The 20,666-nt window shown below is 68.5% G+C and carries 21 protein-coding genes; 14 read left to right on the top strand and 7 right to left on the bottom strand.

Annotated features, from left to right (window positions below):
• Positions 1 to 24: 24 nt before the first annotated feature.
• From Aple_RS00740 to Aple_RS00730, 3 genes are read right to left on the bottom strand one after another with little or no spacing between them, the layout of a single operon-like run.
• Positions 25 to 519 carry a tripartite tricarboxylate transporter TctB family protein gene (locus Aple_RS00740; protein ID WP_155342447.1) on the bottom strand — a complete coding sequence of 165 codons (495 nt, stop codon included), beginning with the start codon at positions 517 to 519 and terminating at the stop codon, positions 25 to 27.
• Positions 516 to 1,208 (bottom strand): RraA family protein, encoded by a 693-nt coding sequence (locus Aple_RS00735; RefSeq protein WP_155342446.1) that lies wholly within the window; start codon positions 1,206 to 1,208, stop codon positions 516 to 518. The genes Aple_RS00740 and Aple_RS00735 overlap by 4 nt, the downstream gene beginning before the upstream one ends.
• Positions 1,209 to 1,220: 12 nt before the next feature.
• Positions 1,221 to 2,213 (bottom strand): amidohydrolase family protein, encoded by a 993-nt coding sequence (locus Aple_RS00730; protein WP_170321209.1) that lies wholly within the window; start codon positions 2,211 to 2,213, stop codon positions 1,221 to 1,223.
• 190 nt (positions 2,214 to 2,403) lie between these two features.
• Between Aple_RS00730 and Aple_RS00725 the strand changes: the two genes are divergently transcribed.
• Positions 2,404 to 3,249 (top strand): MurR/RpiR family transcriptional regulator, encoded by an 846-nt coding sequence (locus tag Aple_RS00725; protein WP_170321208.1) that lies wholly within the window; start codon positions 2,404 to 2,406, stop codon positions 3,247 to 3,249.
• A gap of 16 nt (positions 3,250 to 3,265) precedes the next feature.
• On the opposite strand, the gene Aple_RS00720 is transcribed toward Aple_RS00725, so the two are convergent.
• On the bottom strand, positions 3,266 to 4,306 hold the full coding sequence (locus Aple_RS00720; RefSeq protein WP_155342443.1) for a LacI family DNA-binding transcriptional regulator: 1,041 nt from the start codon (positions 4,304 to 4,306) through the stop codon (positions 3,266 to 3,268).
• Between the two features lie 111 nt (positions 4,307 to 4,417).
• Between Aple_RS00720 and Aple_RS00715 the strand changes: the two genes are divergently transcribed.
• The 6 genes from Aple_RS00715 (at position 4,418) to Aple_RS00690 (ending at position 11,329) form a co-directional block, all read left to right on the top strand.
• On the top strand, positions 4,418 to 5,779 hold the full coding sequence (locus tag Aple_RS00715) for an ABC transporter substrate-binding protein (protein ID WP_155342442.1): 1,362 nt from the start codon (positions 4,418 to 4,420) through the stop codon (positions 5,777 to 5,779).
• A gap of 4 nt (positions 5,780 to 5,783) precedes the next feature.
• The gene (locus tag Aple_RS00710) at positions 5,784 to 6,665 is read left to right on the top strand and encodes a carbohydrate ABC transporter permease (protein ID WP_155342441.1); all 882 of its coding nucleotides are present in this window, start codon (positions 5,784 to 5,786) and stop codon (positions 6,663 to 6,665) included.
• The gene (locus Aple_RS00705) at positions 6,662 to 7,486 is read left to right on the top strand and encodes a carbohydrate ABC transporter permease (protein WP_155342440.1); all 825 of its coding nucleotides are present in this window, start codon (positions 6,662 to 6,664) and stop codon (positions 7,484 to 7,486) included. Before Aple_RS00710 ends, Aple_RS00705 begins: the two co-directional genes overlap by 4 nt.
• 19 nt (positions 7,487 to 7,505) lie before the next feature.
• Positions 7,506 to 8,516 carry a glycoside hydrolase family 68 protein gene (locus Aple_RS00700; protein WP_155342439.1) on the top strand — a complete coding sequence of 337 codons (1,011 nt, stop codon included), beginning with the start codon at positions 7,506 to 7,508 and terminating at the stop codon, positions 8,514 to 8,516.
• Between the two features lie 189 nt (positions 8,517 to 8,705).
• The gene (locus Aple_RS55980; RefSeq protein ID WP_218038037.1) at positions 8,706 to 9,773 is read left to right on the top strand and encodes a lytic polysaccharide monooxygenase auxiliary activity family 9 protein; all 1,068 of its coding nucleotides are present in this window, start codon (positions 8,706 to 8,708) and stop codon (positions 9,771 to 9,773) included.
• A 245-nt stretch (positions 9,774 to 10,018) separates the two neighbouring features.
• Positions 10,019 to 11,329 (top strand): hypothetical protein, encoded by a 1,311-nt coding sequence (locus tag Aple_RS00690; protein WP_155342438.1) that lies wholly within the window; start codon positions 10,019 to 10,021, stop codon positions 11,327 to 11,329.
• Positions 11,330 to 11,490: 161 nt separating this feature from the next.
• Here the strand turns inward: Aple_RS00690 and Aple_RS00685 are convergent, their stop codons facing one another.
• Positions 11,491 to 12,450: a GlxA family transcriptional regulator gene (locus Aple_RS00685; protein WP_155342437.1), complete on the bottom strand. Its 960-nt coding sequence runs from the start codon at positions 12,448 to 12,450 to the stop codon at positions 11,491 to 11,493.
• 175 nt (positions 12,451 to 12,625) lie between these two features.
• Between Aple_RS00685 and Aple_RS00680 the strand changes: the two genes are divergently transcribed.
• From Aple_RS00680 to Aple_RS00665, 4 genes are read left to right on the top strand one after another with little or no spacing between them, the layout of a single operon-like run.
• Positions 12,626 to 13,285 (top strand): DJ-1/PfpI family protein, encoded by a 660-nt coding sequence (locus tag Aple_RS00680; RefSeq protein WP_155342436.1) that lies wholly within the window; start codon positions 12,626 to 12,628, stop codon positions 13,283 to 13,285.
• A gap of 1 nt (position 13,286) precedes the next feature.
• Positions 13,287 to 13,445, top strand: coding sequence for a hypothetical protein (locus tag Aple_RS00675; protein ID WP_155342435.1), 159 nt, complete (start codon positions 13,287 to 13,289; stop codon positions 13,443 to 13,445).
• Positions 13,442 to 13,963: a hypothetical protein gene (locus Aple_RS00670; protein WP_155342434.1), complete on the top strand. Its 522-nt coding sequence runs from the start codon at positions 13,442 to 13,444 to the stop codon at positions 13,961 to 13,963. Before Aple_RS00675 ends, Aple_RS00670 begins: the two co-directional genes overlap by 4 nt.
• A gap of 2 nt (positions 13,964 to 13,965) precedes the next feature.
• Positions 13,966 to 14,217 carry a DUF3817 domain-containing protein gene (locus Aple_RS00665; RefSeq protein WP_155342433.1) on the top strand — a complete coding sequence of 84 codons (252 nt, stop codon included), beginning with the start codon at positions 13,966 to 13,968 and terminating at the stop codon, positions 14,215 to 14,217.
• Here the strand turns inward: Aple_RS00665 and Aple_RS00660 are convergent.
• Both Aple_RS00660 and Aple_RS00655 read right to left on the bottom strand, forming a co-directional pair.
• Positions 14,211 to 15,260 (bottom strand): LacI family DNA-binding transcriptional regulator, encoded by a 1,050-nt coding sequence (locus Aple_RS00660; protein WP_246264019.1) that lies wholly within the window; start codon positions 15,258 to 15,260, stop codon positions 14,211 to 14,213. The two genes, Aple_RS00665 and Aple_RS00660, sit on opposite strands and share 7 nt — an antisense overlap.
• 30 nt (positions 15,261 to 15,290) lie before the next feature.
• Positions 15,291 to 16,877 carry a glycoside hydrolase family 43 protein gene (locus Aple_RS00655; protein WP_155342432.1) on the bottom strand — a complete coding sequence of 529 codons (1,587 nt, stop codon included), beginning with the start codon at positions 16,875 to 16,877 and terminating at the stop codon, positions 15,291 to 15,293.
• A gap of 281 nt (positions 16,878 to 17,158) precedes the next feature.
• Between Aple_RS00655 and Aple_RS54110 the strand changes: the two genes are divergently transcribed.
• Genes Aple_RS54110 through Aple_RS00640 form a run of 3 tightly spaced genes read left to right on the top strand, consistent with a single transcriptional unit; the run spans position 17,159 to position 20,665 of the window.
• On the top strand, positions 17,159 to 18,802 hold the full coding sequence (locus tag Aple_RS54110; RefSeq protein ID WP_155342431.1) for an extracellular solute-binding protein: 1,644 nt from the start codon (positions 17,159 to 17,161) through the stop codon (positions 18,800 to 18,802).
• Positions 18,803 to 18,806: 4 nt separating this feature from the next.
• Positions 18,807 to 19,763: an ABC transporter permease gene (locus Aple_RS00645; RefSeq protein WP_155342430.1), complete on the top strand. Its 957-nt coding sequence runs from the start codon at positions 18,807 to 18,809 to the stop codon at positions 19,761 to 19,763.
• Positions 19,760 to 20,665: a carbohydrate ABC transporter permease gene (locus tag Aple_RS00640; RefSeq protein WP_155342429.1), complete on the top strand. Its 906-nt coding sequence runs from the start codon at positions 19,760 to 19,762 to the stop codon at positions 20,663 to 20,665. The genes Aple_RS00645 and Aple_RS00640 overlap by 4 nt, the downstream gene beginning before the upstream one ends.
• Position 20,666: the final 1 nt, after the last annotated feature.

Below are 20,666 nucleotides of genomic sequence, written 5' to 3'. Positions count from 1 at the left end.
TCTTCACTTCCTCGGGGCGTGCTATCAGAGACGGAAGACAGGTACGGCGAGCCCCAGGCCCTCGGCCAGGACCAGGTAGCTGACGATCGTGATCGCGAGGCCGGCGCCGACGGAACGCGCCAGTGGCTGGCCGAACACGTACCGGAGGACGACGAACGGGACGCCGAACATGGTCAGCCGGAAGTCGAGACGGTCGAACAGCACCGCGCAGGCGAGCACGACGAGCGACGTGACGACGATGCTCCGCACGCCGGCGCGATCGGGTATCTCGACCGGCTCATCGGAAGTCGCGACCCGGCCGGTCCAGGCCTGGTACGCCCAGAGCGCACCGAGCAGCAGCAGGAACGAGGCGACGATCATGGGGAACAGCCCGGGGCCGACCACCTGCGTGCGTCCGCGCAGGCCGTACGAGAGCGACGCCAGCATGATCACGACGGCGACGAGCATGCAGACCGCGCTACCGATCGTGTCCCGAAGCAGGCGCCGACTCGGGCCGGTGTCCGGCGGCGGCGCGCTCATCCGAGACTCCCCGCGGCCTGGTATCCCTGCGCGGTGAGCCGACGGTCGATCCAGGTCGTGTCCCGGTCGCCGGTGGCCGCCCGCTCCAGCGCGATCTCCTCGGCCGACGCCCGCCCCGCCGCGACCGCGTGGATCTCGTCGAGATGGTCGAGCGGTACCGCGATGAGCCCGTCGGCGTCGCCGACCACCACGTCACCGGGGTGCACCAGCAGCCCGCCCACCTGGACCGGCACGTTGATCTCCCCCGGGCCGTCCTTGTAGGGACCGCGGTGGGTGACGCCGCGCGCGAAGACCGGGACGGTTCCGGTGCGCAGGCTGGCCGAGTCACGGATGGCCCCGTCCACCACCAGGCCGGCCAGGCCGGCCCGGACGGCGGCCCGCAGCATGATCTCGCCGATGACGGCGTTGGTGGTGTCGCCGCCGGCGTCGATCACGAGCACGTCGCCGGGCGAGATCATGGTGAGGGCCTTGTGCACCAGCAGGTTGTCGCCGGGGCGGGTGCGGACGGTGAGTGCCACGCCGGTGAGCTTGGTGGTGAGGTCTACATTGAGCATCGCCAGCCGCGCGCAGCCCGCGTGCATCCGGTGCATGCTGTCGCTGATGGTCGAGACCGGCAGGTCGCGGAACATCTCCGCCTGTTGCGGGGTGGCGGCGACAAGACGCTCCCGGACCTGGAATCCGATGGACATGGTGCTCCTCGGTCAGAACTTCGCCCGGCTGTACAGCCGCTGCGCGTTGCCAAAAAAGATCTTGTGGAGGTCGTCCTCGGTCAGCCACTCGATGTCGCGGACGAAGGAGACGGTGTCGTCGAAGAGACGGCCGGTGGCCGGGTCGGTCGCCTTGGCGGTGCCGAAGGGCTCGGACGCGTAGAGCACGTTATCCGGCCCGACCTTGCGGATCAGCATCTCCATCGAGTCGCGGTCGTAGACCGCGGTGTCGAAGTACACGTTCTTGACCCGCTCCTCGAACGGCGTCTTGCCGTGCAGGGTGTGCAGGGCCCGGTGGCGGTTCCAGTTGAACGGCGTCGACCCGCCGCCGTGCGGGACGATCAGCTTCAGGGTGGGGAAGCGGTCGTACAGGTCGCTCCAGCACAGGTCGAACACGGCCGCCGCGTCGGCGCTGGTGTAGTGCGAGCCGTTCAGGTGCAGCGCGGGGTCGAGCGTGGCCGAGGCGTGGATGAGGCCGGGCACGTCGTACTCCACCATCGCCTCGTACAGCGGGTACCACCAGGCGTCGCCGATCGCCGGGGTGAACGGGTGGCCGCCGGCCGCGACGTCGGGATTGATGGTGAATCCGGCGAAGCCGAGTTCGGTGACGCACCGTGTCAACTCGGCCAGGCAGTTGTCCGGGGTGACGCCGGGTGACTGCGGAAGCTGCCCGGCCGGCACCAGCCGGTCCGGCAGCAGCGAGCAGGCCCGCGCGATGAGGTCGTTGTTGAGCTGGGTCCAGTACAGGCTCGCCCGGGCGTCCCCGATCTCGTGGCCCATGCCCGACGCACGCGGAGAGAAGATCATCTTGGCGATGCCGTAGCGGTCCATGCGCTCCACATGCCCGGCCAGTGAGTCGAGGAGCTGAGCATCGGTGAGTTTGAGGGTGCCGGGGGTCGGACGGTTCAGGGACCCGAGCTGTCGTGCTCGCCAGGCGTCGAGCTCGGGCGGGGCCGTGGTGTAGTGCACATGACTATCGATGATCAACTCGGGTTCCTCGGGGCGTTTCGGCTGGTGGAACGGGATGTTTCCGGCATGTGACGGGCAACACTAGAGCCAAAGCTGCATCGAGTCAACGGTCATGCAGGTTTACTTGCAAGGCGGCGAGACCGCCCTCCCGGGACTCCTGCAAGAAAACCTGCACGTTCGTTGCAGGCGTGGAGGTCGGCTTGGTAGCATGAGCGCCCTCATGGGCTTCTACGCAGAACTCGAGCGCAGCACCAAGACCCTCACCGCCGCCGAACGCCGCATCGGCGCCCTACTGCTCGCCGACCCCCGCGGCGCCCCGTTCCTGCGCGCCGCCGACCTGGCGAAGCTGGCCGACGTCCACGAATCGACGGTGATCAGGTTCGCGCAAAAGCTCGGCTACGCCGGCTACGTCGAGATGAAGGACGCGCTCCGCGAGGACAGCGTCTTCGCCACCGACCACACCATCGCCATGCGCGACGGGGGCGAGGCCTTCTCCCTGGCGATGGTCGTGACATCCCAGGTGGACGTGCTCCGGCGGCTACCGGAGAAGATCTCGCAGGAACGGATCGACGCATGCGCCGAGGCCATCCTGTCCGCCGACCGGGTCTTCGTCCTCGGCCGCGGACTCGTCCTGCCGCTGGTCGACTTCATGACCAACAAACTGGCCCGCATCGGCATCCCGGCGGTGACCGTCACCGGCCACAACGTCGACCGCGCCACCGCACTGGCCGCGGTGCGTCCGCGGGACACCGTCGTCGTCTTCGCCCTCAACGACGAGTTCGAGACCATGGCCGCGCAGCTCCGCACCGTCGCCAAGGACGGCGCCAAGGTGGTCCTGCTGACCGACGAGGACTCCCTGATGTCGAGCGACCTCCCGCAGCAGGTCATCGCCATACCGCGAGACCGCGCCCGGCACGGGGTGCTGGTCGCCATGACCGCCATCTGCTACGCGATCCACTACGCACTCGTCCACTGCGCGGCCGAACGGCTCCGCGACACCCGGGCGCGAGTCGACGAACTGGCCACCCTCGACCCGACTCATCTGATCACATAAGGGCCGCGAGCACCGTCTAGGGCCGGGGTGGGCCGACGGACTCTCGGTGGCGGACCGGCATGGGCACCCGGTGCACCTCGCCTGGTTTCGCCTTGTCGCCCATCTGGGCGAACAGCACCTCCACCGCCCTGCGTCCCAGCTCGTAGTGCGGCAGTGCCACGCTCGTCAGCTTGGGGCGCATCCAGGACGCGAGAGGGTGATCGTCGAAGGAGACGACCGACACGTCCCCCGGCACGCTCAGGCCGGCGTCGTTCAGCGCCTGGTAGGCCCCCAGGGCGAGCCGGTCGTTGAGGCAGATCAGCGCCTTGGGGAGATGCCGTTCCAGCAGTTCTTCGGTCGCCGCCAGGCCGTGCTCTGGCAGCCAGTCGGCGCACACCCGGCCACTGGCGATCTTCACGCCGGCCGCCCCGAGCACCTCGCGGATGCCCATCAGGCGCTCCACCGCCGCCACACTCTGCGGTGGCACGTTCCGCAGGCCCGGCCCCGCCCCGATCAGGTGCACGCCGTCGTGGTGACCCGCCTCCAGCAGCACCCGGGCCGCCGAACGCCCGGCCTCCACCTCGTCGGGCACGATCGACGGCAGATCCGACGCCTGTCTGGGCAGCGCGTTGAGCAGGACGGCGGGGCCGACGTCCTTGGGCACCTTGATCGTCCGGGTGTACATCGCGGCGAGGATGAGGCCGTCGACCTGTCGGTCCTGCATGGCGTGCAGCAGGCCGCGCTCCAGCTCGGGGTCGCCCTCGGTCTCACCGATGAACAACATCACGCCGCGTTCCCTGGCCGCCTCCAGCGCGCCTTTGATCATGTCTCCGGCCAGCCGGGAGGTCGCGACGGTGTCGGAGACGAAGCCGATCGTACGGCTCGTGCCGGTGCGCAGGCCGACCGAGACGGCGTTGGGACGGTAGCCCAACTCCGCGGCGGCACGAAGTACCCTTTGCTCCACATCGTGGGAAATGCGCAGCTCACGACCCCTGCCCGTCATCACGAGCGAGGCGGTCGTGCGGGAGACGCCGGCTGCTTCAGCCAGATCTGCCAACGTGACCCGACGTCGACTCACCGGGGAGACCTCTTTCGTTCCATCCGAGTTACGGGGCCTTGACACGGCCGCATACGTACGGTGAGACTATCGCATCGCTAATCCGATTTAGCAACAAAAGGGAGACGTACCATGTCTCGTCGAGTTCCGTCCCGCCGGCGCGCGGCGCTGGTGGTCGTCCTGGGGGGGACGTTGGCCGCCGCCTGCGGCGCGCCGGGAAGCGGCAACCCGCAACCGACGGCGGCGGCTTCGTCGTCGTTGTCGGCCGCGCCGACCTGCGGCACAACCCCGGTGACGCTGAAGGGCTACTTCGAAACCGGGTTCCCGCTGCCGAAGGCGCTCACCACCGAGTTCACCAAGCAACATCCGAACGTCACCTGGGACATCCGCGAGGACCAGTTCGCGGTGATCACCCAGAACGCCCCGCGCGTGCTGGCCGACGACCCGCCGGACCTGATGCGCCTGCCCCAGGTCTCCGAGCTGGTCAAGAACAACCTGCTCAAGAACCTCGACGACTACGCCAAGCTCTTCGGCTGGGACCAGTGGCCGGCCTCCCAGCTGGAGCAGATGCGGCTGGCCCCCGGCGGCGCGACCCGGGGCGAGGGCTCCCTGTACGCCATGGGCCTGAACTTCAGCATGACCGGCGTCTTCTACAACAAGAAGCTCGCCGAGCAGATCGGCATGACCGCTCCCCCGGCCACCCTGGCCGAACTCGACGACGCCCTGGCCAAGGCCAAGAAGGCGGGCCTGGCCCCGATCGCCCAGTTCAACGGCGGCGCGACGGGCGGTCTGGCCTTCCCGCTTCAGGACCTGATGGCCTCGTACGGCCCGCCCGCGCCGATCAACGACTGGATCTTCCAGAAGCCCGGCGCGAGCATCGACAGCCCGGCCAACCTCCAGGCCGTGCGGCACCTGGAGAAGTGGATCAAGGCCAAGTACTTCTGGGACGACGTCAACGCCGTCGACTACGCCACCATGATGAGCCGCTTCATCAAGGGCGACGGCCTGTTCATGTTCAACGGCGACTGGGAGTCGGGCAACCTCGACAAGCAGATGGCCGGAAACATCGGCTTCTTCCTGATGCCCCCGGCCCAGGCGGGCGGCAAGCGGGCCGCCATGTCGGCCCCCCTGACCTTCGGCATCGGCGCGAACGCCAAGAACGCCGACTGCGCCGCCGCGTTCCTCGACTGGGTGGCCACCGACACGCAGGCCCGTACGATCGGCGTGCAGGTCGGCGGTTCGCACCCGATGGGCCCGGCCGACGGCCCGATGCCGCCGGTCCAGGCGGGCACGGTGACGGAGAGCACGCTGGCCGCCGGGGCGCAGATCGCCGGTGACAACGGCGCGATGGACTTCATCGCCAACGCCACCGGCGCGATCTACGCCAAGAGCTGGACCCCGCAGCTCCAGAAGATGGTCGCGGGCGAGCAGACCCCCGAGGGCCTGCTGAAGACCGTCCAGACCGACTACCAGAGCCAGATCCAGGGAGGCTGACCCGATGGCGGCCACGAAGCGACGCGGAGGCTGGATCGGCTGGTTGTTCGTGCTGCCCGCGGCCGCCTTCTACCTGGTGTTCGTGATCCAGCCGCTGGCCATGACGGTGCAGTACTCGCTCTACAAGTGGGACGGCATCGGCGTGGCCACCTGGAACGGCCTCCAGAACTACCTGCGGGTCTTCACCGACCCCGACCTGTTCGCCTCGATCGTGCACGCGGTGCAGCTGATCGTGTTCTTCAGCGCCATCCCGGTCGTGCTGGGCCTGGCCATCGCGGCCACGATCCGGCGCATCGCGGCCAGCCGGCTGGCCGTGGTCGCCCGGACGGTGATCTTCCTGCCGCAGGTCATCCCGCTGGTGGCGGCCGGGATCACGTGGAGCTGGTTGTTGTCCTCCACCGGCCTGGTGAACCAGTTCCTGTCGGCCGTCGGCCTGGAGAAGGTGACCCGGGCCTGGCTCGGCGACTTCTCCACCGCGCTCCCGGCGGTCGGCGTCATCGGCGCGTGGGTGCTGCTGGGCCTGTGCACCCTCCTGCTGCTGGCCGGGATGAGCAAGATCGACCCAGCTCTGTACGAAGCCGCCCGCCTCGACGGCGCGGGCGCGTTCCGGGAGTTCCTCTCGATCACGTTGCCGAGCCTGCGCCAGGAGATCGGCGTCTGCGTGACCGTCACCGTGATCGCCGCGCTGGCCAGTTTCGACATCGTCTACATCGCCACCCAGGGCGGCCCAGGCAACTCGACCATGGTGCCCGGCCTGGAGATCTACTACCTGGCCTTCTCCGAGCGGCAGGTCGGCCTGGCCTCGGCGCTGGCCGTCATCCTGACCGTGCTCGTGATCGCGTGCGCGCTGCCCATCCAGTGGCTCACCAGGGACCGGAAAGCATGATCTTCGCTCGTCGCGAGGCCTGGACCGGCCGGGTCCTCCTGATTCTGCTGATGGCGGTCACGCTCATGCCGTTCATCAGCCTGTTCGTCACCGCTCTGCACCCGTCGGGGTCGTACCCGCTGGGCCTGGACTGGCCCGACGACCCGCAGTGGGGCAACTTCGCCGCCGCCTTCACCGCCGCCCGGATGGGCGAGTTGCTCTGGTCGAGCGCGCTGATCGTGGCCGGGGTGGTGCCGATCTCGCTGATCGTGGCGACCATGGCCGGGTTCGCGATCGGGCACCTGCGCGTCCCCGGCCGGCAGTTCGTGTTCGCCGCGTTCGTGCTGGGCCTGACGTTGCCGTTCGAGGGCATCATCACGCCGCTGTACTACCTGGTGCGTGACATGGGGATCCTCAACACCCGGTGGGCGATCATCCTGCCGTTGATCGGCCTGTTCATGCCGTTCTCGGTGTTCTGGATGCGGGCCCACTTCGTGAACATGCCCGAGGAGCTGTCGGAGAGCGCCCGCATCGACGGAGCCGGGACGTGGCAGCTGTTCTGGCGGGTGCACGTGCCGCTGGCCGCGCCGGCGACCTCGTCACTGGCGATCCTGCTGTTCCTGTGGACGTGGAACCAGTTCCTGCTGGCCATCGTCCTGGTCGACAACCCCTTGAACCGCACGATGTCCGGCGCGCTCGGGGCCTTCCAGGGCCAGTGGGGCACCGACATCCCGTTGTTGTGCGCCGGCTCGCTGCTCATCCTCGCGCCGACATTGATGATCTTCCTGATTTTTCAGCGGCGTTTCGTGACGGCGCTTCTCCAGGGTTCGCTGAAGGGATGATCGTGTACGGCGGAACGACATGACCACCCTCTGGACCCGGAGCCACCTGGACCTGATCACCGAGGATCCCGCGACGACCGCGCCGCTGATCCTCGGGGCGGTCCCCCGACTCCTCCCCGACCTGGACATCTGGGACATGTGGCCGATCCAGCAGGAAGACGGCACGACCGCCCTGTTCAACGGCCACGAGCACTGGATGGGCCTGACCGCGCCCATCCTCGCCGACCCGGAAGCCCGCCATGACGTGGCCCGCATCCGCCTGCTCTCCCATGACGGAACCACCTGGACCGACCTCGGTGACGTGTTCCCCGACGGGGTCTCCCCCGGCAGCCGCGAATGGTCGGGCACGGCCATCCGCGCCGCCGACGGGACGATCAGGGTCTTCTACACCGCGGCCGGCCATCGGGGAGAGCCGCGGCCGACCTTCGTGCAGCGGGTCGTCGAGGCCCCCGGCCACCGGGAGATCGTCCGCAACGACGGCCTGACCTACCTGAAGGCCGAGGAGACCGAGGGCGGCCCCGGCCGCATCCGCGCCTTCCGCGATCCGGCGTGGTTCCGCGACCCCGCCGACGGCCGCGCGCACCTGCTGATCGCCGCCTCCGTCTCCCGACGCGGCAGCCGGGTGGGCGCCATCGCCCTGGCGAGCGACGGCTGGACCCTGCGCCCCCCACTGCTGGTCGCCGACGGCGTCAACCGCGAGATCGAACGCCCGCACGTGATCTGGCGCGACGGCCTCTACTACCTGTTCTTCTGCACCCACGCCCAGTCCTTCCACCCGCCGGGCAAGGCCCCCACCGGCCTGTACGGCTTCGCCGCCCCCACCCTGACCGGCCCGTACGAACCCCTCAACGGCAGCGGCCTGGTCATCGGCAACCCGACCGGCCAACCCGACCAGGCGTACGCGTGGATGGTGTTGGACGACCTGCGAGCCGTGAGCTTCCTCAACTACCGCCCGGAGCACGGCTTCGGCGGCACCCTCGCCCCGATCCTGCGGCTACGCCTGGACGGTCTGACCACGACCATCGAATGACACCCGCCCGCTAGGGCGACTCCTCGTAGACATCCGAGGTCTCGCCCGCATGGCGGGATTGAACCTTTCACCCCTCCTGACGGCAAACGCCCAGTTCGTCCTCCCTGGGCCGCACATCACCGTTGTTCCTGACTGCCAGTTAGGAGATGGTGAGCCCTCGAATGCACCCTGACCTCCAGGAGGAGACCCGTGCATACGCTCCCCCGTACATTGCTCCGAGGTTTGCTCGCGGCCGTGGGCGCCATGCTGCTGCTCACGACCGCGCTGGTCGTGCCCGCGTCGGCGCACGGCTCGGTGAGCGACCCCCCGACCCGCAACTACGGCTGCTGGCAGCGCTGGGGCAGCGACTTCCAGAACCCGCAGATGGCCACCCTGGACCCCATGTGCTGGCAGGCCTGGCAGGCCGACCCGCAGGCCATGTGGAACTGGAACGGCCTGTACCGCGACGGTGTGGGCGGCAACCACCAGGCGGCCGTCCCCGACGGCCAGCTCTGCAGCGGCGGCAACACCTGGGACGGCCGCTACGCGGCGATGGACGTCCCCGGGGCGTGGAAGACGGTCGACAAGCCCGCCCGCTTCACGCTGAACCTCCTCGACCAGGCCATTCACGGCGCGGACTACATTCGCGTGTACGCGAGCAAGCAGGGCTTCGACCCCAAGACGCAGCGCCTGCGCTGGAGCGATCTGGAACTGGTCGGCCAGACCGGCCGCATCCCCACGGGCGCCGTGACCCCCGTCGAGGTGAACGCCCCGGGCCGCTCCGGTCACCACATCGTGTACACGATCTGGCAGGCCAGCCACTCGGACCAGGCGTACTACTTCTGCAGCGATGTGAACTTCACGGGCTCGAACCCTTCACCCACGCCCACGCCGACTCCCACCCCGACGCCTACGCCCACCCCGACGCCCACTCCTACCCCAACCCCCACACCGAGTCCCACGCCCTCTCCCAGCCCTGGCCGGGGCTGCTCGGCCACATACCAGGTCGTGAACTCGTGGGGCGGTGGCTTCCAGGCCGAGGTCCGCATCGTCGCCGGCTCGGCCGCGATCTCCGGCTGGACGGTCAACTGGACGTACACCGGCGGGCAGACGGTCAGCTCGGTGTGGAGTGCGACGGTGACGAGCAGCGGATCCGCCGTTACGGCCCGCAACGTCGCGTACAACGGCTCGCTCAGCGCCGGGGCCGCGACGACGTTCGGCTTCCTCGGCTCCGGCACGCCCGGCACCGCGCCCGCGGTGACCTGCAGCGCCACCTGATCACCTGATGATCCGCGCCCGCCCGCCGAAACAACCGGCGGGCGGGCGCACATTTGCGCCTGTCGTAGCGGCCGAAACCCGACTCTTGACATGAACGGGGGCGGCCGTAATAGTACGGCTAATCCGATTTAGCTCACAGGTAACAGCGCCGGGTCCGGCGGTGCTTCCACACCGGCGGCGTACGACGCCGTCTTGCTAAATCAATTTAGCGGCCAGTGGGATCATGGCCTGGAAGGAAAAGCTGGATGCGAACTCGTAAGTGGGTCGCGGCGATCGCCTCGACCGCGGCGCTGACGACATCGGGCCTGGCGTACGCGCACCCTGGCGGCGGCGGTGGCCAGGACGCCGGGATCCAGAGCATCACCCCGATCACGACGGTCTACACCTACGGCCAGAAAGTCTCCGCGGTAGCCGTCGAGTACGGCGACAACGTCAACCCGCGCGAGCTGGACAACGCCACCTTCTCGGTGCAGGACACCACCTACAACTTCCGGTTCAACCCCATCGAGGACCTGCCCAAGCTGACCGACCGCAAGATCACCCGCACGTACACCAACAACGCCGCCACCACGCGCGCCGACCACCGCTCGGCGCCCGGCCGGTACGTCATCGTCGAGCTCGACCCCGACCAGAACGCGGGCTGGACGGTCATCGTCTCCAAGTGCCCGACCTTCCTGTGCACGGTGAAGGTGAACCCCGACCTGCCCACCCGGGTGGTGCAGCGCAAGAACGTGCACGCCCAGCCCGCCCTGGGCATCGGCAAGGGCCAGGTGCTGGCCAAGGCGGCCCCGAACACCTCCAGAAAGGTGACAGAGAAGGCCGTCAACCTCCTGGTCGACGAGTTCAGATACGGCTCCTACCTGTCCAGCGGGATGGTGCTGCCGTACCACTACCGCCTGCCGAAGAACTACGACCCGGCGAAGAAGTACCCGCTGATGGTGGTGCTGCCCGGGCACGGCATGGGCTGGGACGGCGACAATACGCAGGTCCAGGTGGCGGCCGACATCCCCGCGACCGCGTGGCTGCAGCCGAACTGGACCGGCGGCACGGAGGACGTCATCGTGCTCGCGCCGCAGAACCAGCGCGTGGGCGGCCCGGCCGAGGCCGACCTGCTGGTCAAGATGCTGGACCAGTTCGTCAAGGACTTCGCCGTCGACAAGCGGCGGATCTACGCCACCACCGTCTCGTACGGCTCGCAGCTGCTGTGGAACGCGTTCGCCAAGCGGCCGGACCTGTTCGCGGGCGGCCTGGTGACCGGCGGCTTCGCGGCCAACGCCGAGCAGGCGGCGGCTATCGCGGCCGCGGAGATCCCACTCTGGATCACCCACGGTGTGCACGACCACCTGCTGAACATCAACCTGGCCCGCACCACGCGGCAACTGCTGCAGGACGCGTACGCCGCGCGGGGCAAGACACCCGAACAGCTCGAAACCCTGCTGAAGTACACCGAATACGAGGACGCGGCGTTCTCGCTCCCGGACTACCACGCGGCGTTCGGCCCGACCTATGAGGACAGCTCCATTCTCCAGTGGCTGCTGAGCCAGACCAAGCCGTAAGCCCACCGCCCATGGCCCCTCGCCACCCTGACGAGGAGCCATGGGCGCTTCACAGGAACCTCCAGAGGTTGTTTCCGGAGCCGTTGTCGTCGGCGAGCACGACCTGCGCGCCCTGGGCCGCGCCGGCCAGGCCGCCGTCGGCTCTGTTTCCGTGCTCTTCGTCAGGTCTTCTGCTCGCCCTCCGGTGCGTGGAACGCCGCGCGGTAGGCGTTGGGGCTGGTGCCGGCGACGCGTTTGAAGCGGTCGCGGAATGCCGTCGGCGAGCCGAACCCGACCTGGGCGGCGATTCGGTCGACGGGGTGGTCGGTGGCTTCGAGTAGGTGCTGTGCCCGGCGGATCCGGGTCCGGTGCAGCCATTGCAGCGGTGTGGTGCCGGTCTGCTCACGGAAGCGGCGGTTGAGGGTACGGGTGCTCATTCCGGCGTACGCGGCGATGCCCTCCAGGGTGAGATCTTCCGCCGAGTTGTCCTCCATCCAGCGCAGTACGGGTTCCAGCACGGAACCCCGAGGGGTGAGCGGCTGGTCGTGGACGATGAACTGGGCCTGGCCGCCCTCGCGTTCCAGCGGCATGACGGACAGGCGGGCGGCGTCGGCGGCGACGGCGGAGCCGTAGTCGCGCCTGATCAGGTGCAGGCACAGGTCGAGTCCCGCCGCGGCGCCGGCCGAGGTGAGGAACTGGCCGTTGTCGACGTAGAGAACGTCCGGGTCCACCTTGATTTCAGGGTGGCGCGCCGCGAGTTCGGGCGCGGCGAGCCAGTGCGTGGTCGCGCGGTGCCCGTCGAGCAGACCGGTGGCGGCGAAGATGAACGCCCCCGAGCAGATCGAGGCGATGCGGGTGCCGTTGGCGGCGGCCTGCCGCAGGGCTTCGAGGACCTTGGCGGGAACCTCGGCGGGGTGCGCGCAGCCGGGCAGAATGATGGTGTCCGCGCTGGCCAGAGCGCCGAGGCCGCACGGTGGTCGCAGGGTGAACGCGCCGGCGTCGACGGTCGGGGTGGCGCCGCAGACCCTGACCCGGTAGGCGGCGCGGCCGTCGGGCAGCCGGGTGCGGTTGAACACCTCGATCGGCGTGGACAGGTCGAAGGGGACGACCTTGTCCAGGGCGAGGACGGCCACGGTGTGCATGGCAATACCGTAGACATTCTGCTGAATCCAGCCAAGCTTCCTAACAGGAAATATCGGTGTATTGCCTATTCAGCGTGTTGGCGAGAATCCGTTGGAGATTGGCAATTCAGCCAGTTCTCGGCTTCGTTGATCGTCGCTAGCGTCGACGTGACCGAAACGAGAGGACTGATCGGCAGTGCATGTGCAGATCGTGTTGTTCGACGGGTTCGACCCGCTGGACGCCATCGCGCCGTACGAGGTGCTGGAGGCGGGCCGCATGATCACCGGCGGTTCGCTGGAGGTGGAGCTCGTCTCGGCCGAAGGCGCGCGGGAGGTGCCGAGCGGGCTCGGCTCGCTGACCCTGCGTGCGACGACTTCGCTGGACCCGGAGCGTACGGACCTGGTCATCGTGCCGGGAGCGCTCGGCCGCATGCCCGACGGAAAGGAGCCCACCGAGGACAGCATTCCGGTCATTCTCAGCCGGACGCTCGACACCGCGCTCCCCGTCCTGCTCAAGGAATGCCTCGATCGTCCCGGAGTGACCGTGGCCACCGTGTGCGGCGGCTCGATGGTGCTGGCCATGGCCGGGCTGATCGAAGGCCGTCCCGCGACGACCCACCGCATGGGACTCGACCTGCTGGAAGCGACCGGCACGATCCCGATCGACGCCCGTGTCGTCGACGACGGGGACCTGGTGACCGCGGCCAGCGTGACCTCGGGCCTGGACCTGGGCCTGTACCTGCTGGAACGCGAACTGGGCCCACGCGTCGCCCTCGCCGTCGAGAAGCTCATCGCCCACGAAAGACGCGGCACCGTCTGGCGCGGCACGGGGACGCGACCGATCGAGGCAGCCTGACATGACCGAGATATCCGCCGAGGGAACCTGGCATCTCGTCATGGACACCCCGATCGGCGAGCAGCGAGCCGTCCTCGAACTGTCCATCCAGGACGGTGCGTCCGCCTCGAATGTCACCGGGCACCGAGCCGCACCCGGTTCGCCGGGAGCGGGCTCATGACGAAATTCCTGCTCTCGATCCACGTCCTGGCCGCGATCATCACGATCGGCCCGGTAACCGTCGCGGCCAGCATGTTCCCCGCCGTAACCCGCCGCGCCCAGAGTTCGGCCCGAGCAAGCCAATCCCCCGGCGCCCAGGACTCGGCCCGCGCGGACCAGGCGGTGGCCGGACCTGATCTGGCGGTTCTTCGTGCCCTGAGCCGCATCTGCCGCGTCTACGCCGTGGTCGGCGTCGTCGTGCCGGTGTTCGGGTTCGCGACCGCGAGCAGCCTCGGTGTCCTGGGGGACGCGTGGCTGATCGTGTCGATGGTGTTGACCGCGGCCGCCGCCGGAGTGCTGGCGCTCCTGGTCCTTCCCCGTCAGGAGGGCATTCTCGCTGGCCTCGCCTCGTCCACTCGTTCCGTACCGGATCGGAAAGTGTCCGCACGGCTGGCCATGTACACGGGGATGTTCAACATGCTGTGGGCCGTGGTCACCGTGCTGATGATCGTCCGGCCCGGCTCGACGACAGGAGCGTGACGGTGAACTCGCGAACGCTGCGGGTCGCGGCGGGGGTGGAACTCGCGTCCCTCGCGGTCCTGCTGGTCAACCTTGTCACCGTGCACTGGCCGGGGGTGTCCTCTCTGGCCGGGCCCACGCACGGGTGCGCCTACCTGCTCGTCATCATCCTCACGTACCGACAGGAAGCGGCCACCACCCGGATCCGAGCGACAGCCATGATTCCCGGCATCGGAGGACTGCTCGTCCTCCGGCATCCTGGTCTGCGTCACTGATCCGCCGGCCGGGAGGTGCTCTCCCGGACCGTGAGGGTGGTGGCCAGTTCGAGGCCGAGCTGCGGTGTCTCCTCGCCGCGCCCCAGGGCGAGCGCCAGTTCGGTGGCCGCGGCGGCCATCTCGGTGAGCGGCTGATGGACGCTGGTCAGCGGGGGATCAACGAAGGCGGCGACAGGCAGGTCGTCGAAGCCGACCACGCTCAGGTCTCCCGGGATCCGCAATTCCAGCTCCCGGGCGGCCTGGTAGACGCCGAGCGCCTGCAGGTCGTTGCAAGCGAAGATCGCCGTGGGCCGTGCCGGGCCGCTCAGCAGGCCGAGTGCGGCTGCCCTGCCGCCGTCTCTGGTGAGGTCGGTACGCACGACGAGGCTGTCGTCCATCGACAGGCCCGTAGCCTCCAGGGCGGAGCGATAGCCGTCCAACCTGGCGCGACAGCAGAGGATCCGGTCCGGGCCTGCGATCATCGCGATGCGGCGGTGGCCCAGTTCGATCAGGTGGCGGGTGGCCGAGCGGCCGCCCGCCCAATTGGTGGCGCCGACGAAGGGGACCCCGTCCGGCAGTTCGGTGGTGGGATCGAAGACCACGAACGGGATGTCCTTAGCGCGCAGCTGATTTCGCTGCTCCTCCGACAGTTGGGCCACCGTCACGACACAGGCCGGGCGGCGGGCCAGAGTCTCGTCGATCGGATGCTCCATCGGGTCGTGGCGCGGACCGAACTCCGTCAGCACGACCCCGACGCGGTGCTCGCGGGCCACCCGCTCGACCCCGCGGATGATCTCGAGCCCCCACATGTCCTCCAGCTCGCCGAAGACGAGTTCCATCATGTTCCTGCGGTTGGTCTTGCGATAGCCGTACTCGCTGATCAGCGCCTCGACTCGGGCGCGGGTGTCCGCGGCCACGCCGGAGCGGCCATTGATGACCTTGGACACCGTCGGGATGGACACTCCGGCGGTCTCCGCGATGTAGGAGATGGTCACCGGGCGTGCGGGATCGCCTCCCGGGTGCTCCCGGTCGGCGACCGGTCCGCCCGATTCGGCGTACGACAATGTGTCCCCCTTCTTCGCCGTCCCGGCGTTTCACGGCGCAAGGATAACCCGTCGGGCCTCGCTCGATTGTCGCCGTACATCCTCGTCGAGGGGCTCGTAGTCGAACCAGTCGAATCGGACGGTGCCCGCGGCGGCGTAGACGCCGATCACCCGCCCGGTGAAGCCGCCGGCGACCTCCGTCGACAGGTATCTGCCGTCGAACTCGGCCAGCACCTCGAACGCGGCGTCCGTGTCTTCGACACCTAGGCGTAGCTTGTCCGGCTCCCTGCACGGATGCTGTTCCTCCGGCCGGGTGGCGAGGACATCGATCCGGAGCCGGACCGGCCCGGCCGGCGTGGGCCGGGTGGCCACGGTCGTCCGCAGGGAGCCGATCCGCGCCATGACGCGCACTTCCCCGTCGCCCGCCTCGATCTCGTAGTGGTGCCGCTCGTCGAGGCGGACGGCGAGCCCGCCACGGCCCTCCGCAGGGTCGATCACCGTACGTGTCCGGCAGGACAGATGCTCTTGGCGGCGGCCGGCGAACGTGACGCCGGGGTCGTCGAGCGACGCGCCGCGAGCGTGCAGGGTGAGCCAGCCCGGACGGTCCGTCGTCGACCAGCTGCCGGCCGGCCGGGAACGCACCGAGATCCAGCGTGGGTCCAAGCAGTCGCTGTCGAAGTCGTCCCGGCGGGATACGGCGACCGGGTGCGGGGGCCATGGGGGCGCCGCCATGACGGGTGCGAGCTCGCCGATCACCGGCCATCCGTCGGCCCACGTCACGGGGACCAGGAAGGTCTCCCGGCCGAGCACGTGCCAGCCGGGCGTCCCGCCGCGCGGCCGCGCGCCGAGCAGCACCATCCACCATGAGCTGTCGGGCGCCTGGACGAGGTCGGCGTGCCCGGTGTTCTGGATCGGCAGGCCGGTGCCGCGGTGGGTGAGGACGGGATTGGCGGGACACGGCTCGAACGGCCCGTCCGGCGCGGGTCCGCGCGCGATCGCCACGGCGTGGCCTCGCTCCGTGCCGCCTTCCGCGATCAGCAGGTACCAGTAGTCCCCGATCCGGTACAGATGTGGAGCCTCCGGCGCCTGGGCACCGGGCGTGCCGGACCACAGCGGGCGCGGCGAGCCGAAAGACCGGCCGGTGCCGGGGTCGATGCGTACCTGATAGATCCCGGCGAAGGTGCACCAGCACCGGCCTTGCTCATCCCAGGCGAGGTCGGGGTCGATGCCGACGCCGGGCACATGGACAGGTTCCGACCAGGGGCCCGCCGGGTCGGCGCTGGAGAACAGCATGGCGCCGCCGCCGGGCCCGACATTCGTGGTGATCAACCAGAAGCGGCCGTCGTGGTGGCGCAGCGTCGGCGCGTAGACGCCGCCCGACGACGGGGTCCCCGGCGGCAGGGACAGCTGGCTCGGCCGGTCCAGGGAATTGCCGATTTGCCTCCAGTGCACCAGATCCCGGCTATGGAAGATCGGTACGCCTGGGAAGTACTCGAAGCTGGAACAGGCCAGATAGTAGTCGTCGCCGACGCGGCAGACGCTCGGGTCCGGGTGCATGCCGGGGATCACGGGGTTGACGAAGGTGCCATCGATCCAGCCATCCGCCGCAGGTGTCTTCACTGTGTTGCTCTCCCTCATCGGACGATCATCGGCTTTGAAACATTCAGCGCCATGGCGAAGAAATTTTCTCTGCACCGGCTCCTTGGAGCAGAATCTGATCATGGGAAGTAACCGCTGCTGACCTCGCTCCTAACAAGGAGAACAGAGTGGGACACCTCGCTTTGAGTCCGAATGGACATCGATCCAGCAGGCATGGGATGGACAGCGACTCAACGTCTCCCTACTTTATGTTTCCGAGCCGAACAACAGAAACTTTCCAGCAAAGTGGGCAGCTGTTATCGATCGACGGAGGAGGAACGATGACGACCTCGCGACGAGGCTTTCTCACGATCATCGGCGCGGGAGTAGCCGCGGCGGCCGTCGATCCGCTGCTGACCGGGTGCGGGCGGAAACCGACCGGTTCGGGCACCGCGCAGAAGCTGGACGATGTCACGGGTCTCCTCCCTGTTCACAAGGACCTGGCGCTCAACATCACGCCGGACATCACCGGCGTCCCTCCGGTACCTGACGGCTACGTCAGGTATCCCGGCGCGCTGGTCGACGCGATCACCGAGAAGCCGGGAACAAGCAGCAAGACGATCACCGCGATGACCCCCGTGTGGGGCCCTGCCCCGCCCGGGATCGGCGACAACGCCTACCTGCAGGCCGTCAACGCCGAGCTCGGCACGCCGGTCGACTTCACTGTCCAGGACGGCAACACCTACGGAGACAAGCTCAACGCGATGTTCGGCGCGCGGGACGTGCCCGAGTTGTTGTGCGTGCCGGGCTGGGAGGTGGAGAAGATCCCGCGCTTCGCCGAGGCCGTCAAGGCGCTCTTCGAGGACCTCACCGACCACCTGGCGGGCGACGCCGTCAACGCCTACCCGATGCTCGCGACGTTTCCGACGGCCGCGTGGCGCAACGCCATCTGGAACAAGCGGCTCGTCGCGGTGCCCAATCCCAACGACGGGCTGTTCCCGTACGGGCTGTTCACCCGCAAGGACCTGCTCGACGAGCGCCGGCTGGGCGTCCCCGGGAGTCTCGATGAACTGCTGGCCGCAGGCAAGGAGGTCACCGACCCGGCCAGGAAGGTATGGGCGTTCGGCGACATCTTCGCCATGATCCAGATGTACCGGAAGGTGCCAGGGTCGAAGGGCGGCTGGCGGCTGCGGGCCGACAGAACGCCCGAGTTCAAGTACGAGACGCCGGAATACCGGCAGGCGCTGGAGGACATGGCCAAGATCTACAAAGACGGCCTCGTCCATCCGGATCTGGTTGCCAGCAGGGGCGCCGATCAGAACCAGCTGTTCGCGCGGAATGGCGCCATCGTCTTCATGCAGGCGGGCATGGGTTTCTGGCAGGGCGCCCAGGCCGAATATCAGAAGATCAACCGGACGCTCGACATCCAGCCGGTGCCGCTCTTCTCCGCAGCCGGTGGCGATCCGCTGATGTGGCGCGCTGACGCCCCGATCTCCTACACCTTCGTCAGGAAGGGCGTCGGCAGGGAGCGGATCCAGGAGCTCCTGCGGATCATCAACTGGTGCTCCGCGCCGCTCGGCACCCAGGAGGCACAGCTCCGCGACTTCGGAGTGGCGGGCAGGCATCACACCAGCACTCCGGACGGCCCGGTCAAGACCGACCTCGCGTTCAAGGAAATCGCCAACCAGTACTTCTTCATCAGCGGCCGCCGGCCCATCATCGGGCCGTACCCCGAGACCCCTGAGTACGTGCGGGACGCGCTGGCGTACTCCAACGAGACGGTCAGGTATCTGGAGCCAGACCCCTGGGACGGGCTGAAGGTGGAGATGCCGGCCGGTTACAAGGCCAATGCCGCTCCCGCCGAGGAGCAGTTCACCGACGTGTTGCGCGGCCGGCGTCCGCTGTCCGACGCGGACGCCATCGTCAAGGAGTGGCGGGCCGCCGGCGGCGACGAGGCGCGGGAACTCCTGGCGAAGGCGCTGTAGGGCCGTGCCACCGCGAGGGAAGGCCGGCCGACGCCGGGTGCCGCTTCGGGCACGCCTGCGGCGCGACTGGCAACTGCTGGTGATGATGGTGCCCGGTTTCCTGATCCTGCTCATCTTCAGCTACCTGCCGATTCTCGGCAACGTCATCGCCTTCCAGGACTACAACCCGTATGCCGGCGGCCCGCTGGAGGCGTTCCTGCGCAGCGAGTGGATCGGGTTCGGCCAGTTCCAGCTCCTGTTCGAGGATCCGGCCTTCTGGCACGCCCTCCGCAACACCCTGACCATCACCGCGTTTCAGCTGGTCTTCTTCTTCCCGCTGCCGATCCTCCTGGCGATCACCCTGCACAACCTGCTCTCCAGCAGGCTGCGCGGCTTCATCCAAACGATCGTGTACCTCCCCCACTTCTTCAGCTGGGTGCTGGTGGTCACGTTCTTCGTGCAGATGCTGGGCGGCGCCGGCCTGCTCGCCCAGGCCATGCGCGACGCCGGGCTGGAGCCATGGGACATCATGACGAACCCCGGCACGTTCATCATCCTGGTCACCGCGGAGGCCGTGTGGAAGGACGTCGGGTGGGGCACCATCATCTTCCTCGCCGCCCTGTCCACCATCGACCAGAGCCTCTACGAAGCGTCCGCTGTAGACGGTGCGGGCCGGTGGCGGCGCTTCTGGCACATCACTCTTCCCGGCTTGCGGCCGGTCATCGTCCTGCTGCTCATCCTGCGGCTGGGTGACGCGCTCTCGGTCGGCTTCGAGCAGTTCCTGCTGCAACGTGACGCGGTCGGCCGGCAGGCGGCGGAGGTGCTCGACACCTTCGTCTACTACTTCTCCATCGCGACCGGCAACTACGGCTACGGCGCCGCGGCCGGCCTGTTCAAGGCCGCGGTCGGGCTCTGCCTGATCCTGGCCGCCAACAAGGTGGCGCACCGGCTCGGCGAGCAAGGGATCCACTCGAAGTCATGACCGCTGCCCTGAAACACGATCACCATCCGAGCTGGGATGAGAGGCCGACCCCGGCCGGTCAGGCGATCAAGGCCGTCATGCTCGCCCTGCTGGTGCTCAGCGTGCTGTTCCCGCTGTGGGTGATCACAGTGACGAGCATGTCTTCCAGCGAGACGATCGCCGAGGCCGGCGGATTCGTCGTCATCCCCCGGCAGATCGACACGTCCGCGTACCAGACGGTCTTCGCCGGCGGCGCGATCACCCGGGCTCTGTGGATCAGCACCCTGGTCACGGTCATCGGAACCGCCGTGGCGCTGACGGTGACCGTGCTCGCCGCCTACGGGCTGTCCCGGCCGGGATCGTTCGCGAGCCGGTGGCTGCTCGCCTACTTCCTGCTGCCATTCCTGATCTACCCGCCGCTGGTGCCCAAGTATCTGGTCGTGACCGGCCTCGGCCTCAAGGACACCGTCTGGGCGCTGGTCCTGCCACCCGCTGTCAGCGTGTTCAACCTGGTGGTGATCCGCGGCTTCTTCCAGGGCATCCCACGTGAACTGCTCGACAGCGCCCGTATCGACGGCGCCGGCGACTTCCGCATCCTCGCCCGCATCGTGCTTCCGCTCTCCAAAGCCGTCATCGCCGTGATCGGCCTTTTCTACGCTGTCGGCTACTGGAACGTCTGGTTCGACGCCCTGCTGTTCATCGACCGCAACGACATGTACCCCATTCAACGGGTGCTGCAGAGCTACCTGCTGGCCGGACAGGCGCCCCACACCTCGGGCGCCGCCGTCGGCGCGACCATGCCGCCCACCGAAGCGATCAAGATGGCCGTGGTGGTTCTCACCGTCGCGCCAATCGTCGCCGTCTACCCGTTCGTTCAACGCCACTTCATCAAGGGAGTGCTGATCGGCGCCGTCAAAGGCTGAC

Source organism: Acrocarpospora pleiomorpha, assembly GCF_009687885.1.
Classification (GTDB): domain Bacteria; phylum Actinomycetota; class Actinomycetes; order Streptosporangiales; family Streptosporangiaceae; genus Acrocarpospora; species Acrocarpospora pleiomorpha.
This window is presented reverse-complemented; position numbering and strand designations above follow the sequence as displayed.

Coding starts and splice junctions, on each gene's coding strand:
- Aple_RS00740 (WP_155342447.1), bottom strand. CDS start 519: ATGAGCGCGCCGCCGCCGGACACCGGCCCGAGTCGGCGCCTGCTTCGG.
- Aple_RS00735 (WP_155342446.1), bottom strand. CDS start 1,208: ATGTCCATCGGATTCCAGGTCCGGGAGCGTCTTGTCGCCGCCACCCCG.
- Aple_RS00725 (WP_170321208.1), top strand. CDS start 2,404: ATGAGCGCCCTCATGGGCTTCTACGCAGAACTCGAGCGCAGCACCAAG.
- Aple_RS00715 (WP_155342442.1), top strand. CDS start 4,418: ATGTCTCGTCGAGTTCCGTCCCGCCGGCGCGCGGCGCTGGTGGTCGTC.
- Aple_RS00710 (WP_155342441.1), top strand. CDS start 5,784: ATGGCGGCCACGAAGCGACGCGGAGGCTGGATCGGCTGGTTGTTCGTG.
- Aple_RS00705 (WP_155342440.1), top strand. CDS start 6,662: ATGATCTTCGCTCGTCGCGAGGCCTGGACCGGCCGGGTCCTCCTGATT.
- Aple_RS00700 (WP_155342439.1), top strand. CDS start 7,506: ATGACCACCCTCTGGACCCGGAGCCACCTGGACCTGATCACCGAGGAT.
- Aple_RS00690 (WP_155342438.1), top strand. CDS start 10,019: ATGCGAACTCGTAAGTGGGTCGCGGCGATCGCCTCGACCGCGGCGCTG.
- Aple_RS00685 (WP_155342437.1), bottom strand. CDS start 12,450: ATGCACACCGTGGCCGTCCTCGCCCTGGACAAGGTCGTCCCCTTCGAC.
- Aple_RS00675 (WP_155342435.1), top strand. CDS start 13,287: ATGACCGAGATATCCGCCGAGGGAACCTGGCATCTCGTCATGGACACC.
- Aple_RS00670 (WP_155342434.1), top strand. CDS start 13,442: ATGACGAAATTCCTGCTCTCGATCCACGTCCTGGCCGCGATCATCACG.
- Aple_RS00655 (WP_155342432.1), bottom strand. CDS start 16,877: ATGAGGGAGAGCAACACAGTGAAGACACCTGCGGCGGATGGCTGGATC.
- Aple_RS54110 (WP_155342431.1), top strand. CDS start 17,159: ATGACGACCTCGCGACGAGGCTTTCTCACGATCATCGGCGCGGGAGTA.
- Aple_RS00640 (WP_155342429.1), top strand. CDS start 19,760: ATGACCGCTGCCCTGAAACACGATCACCATCCGAGCTGGGATGAGAGG.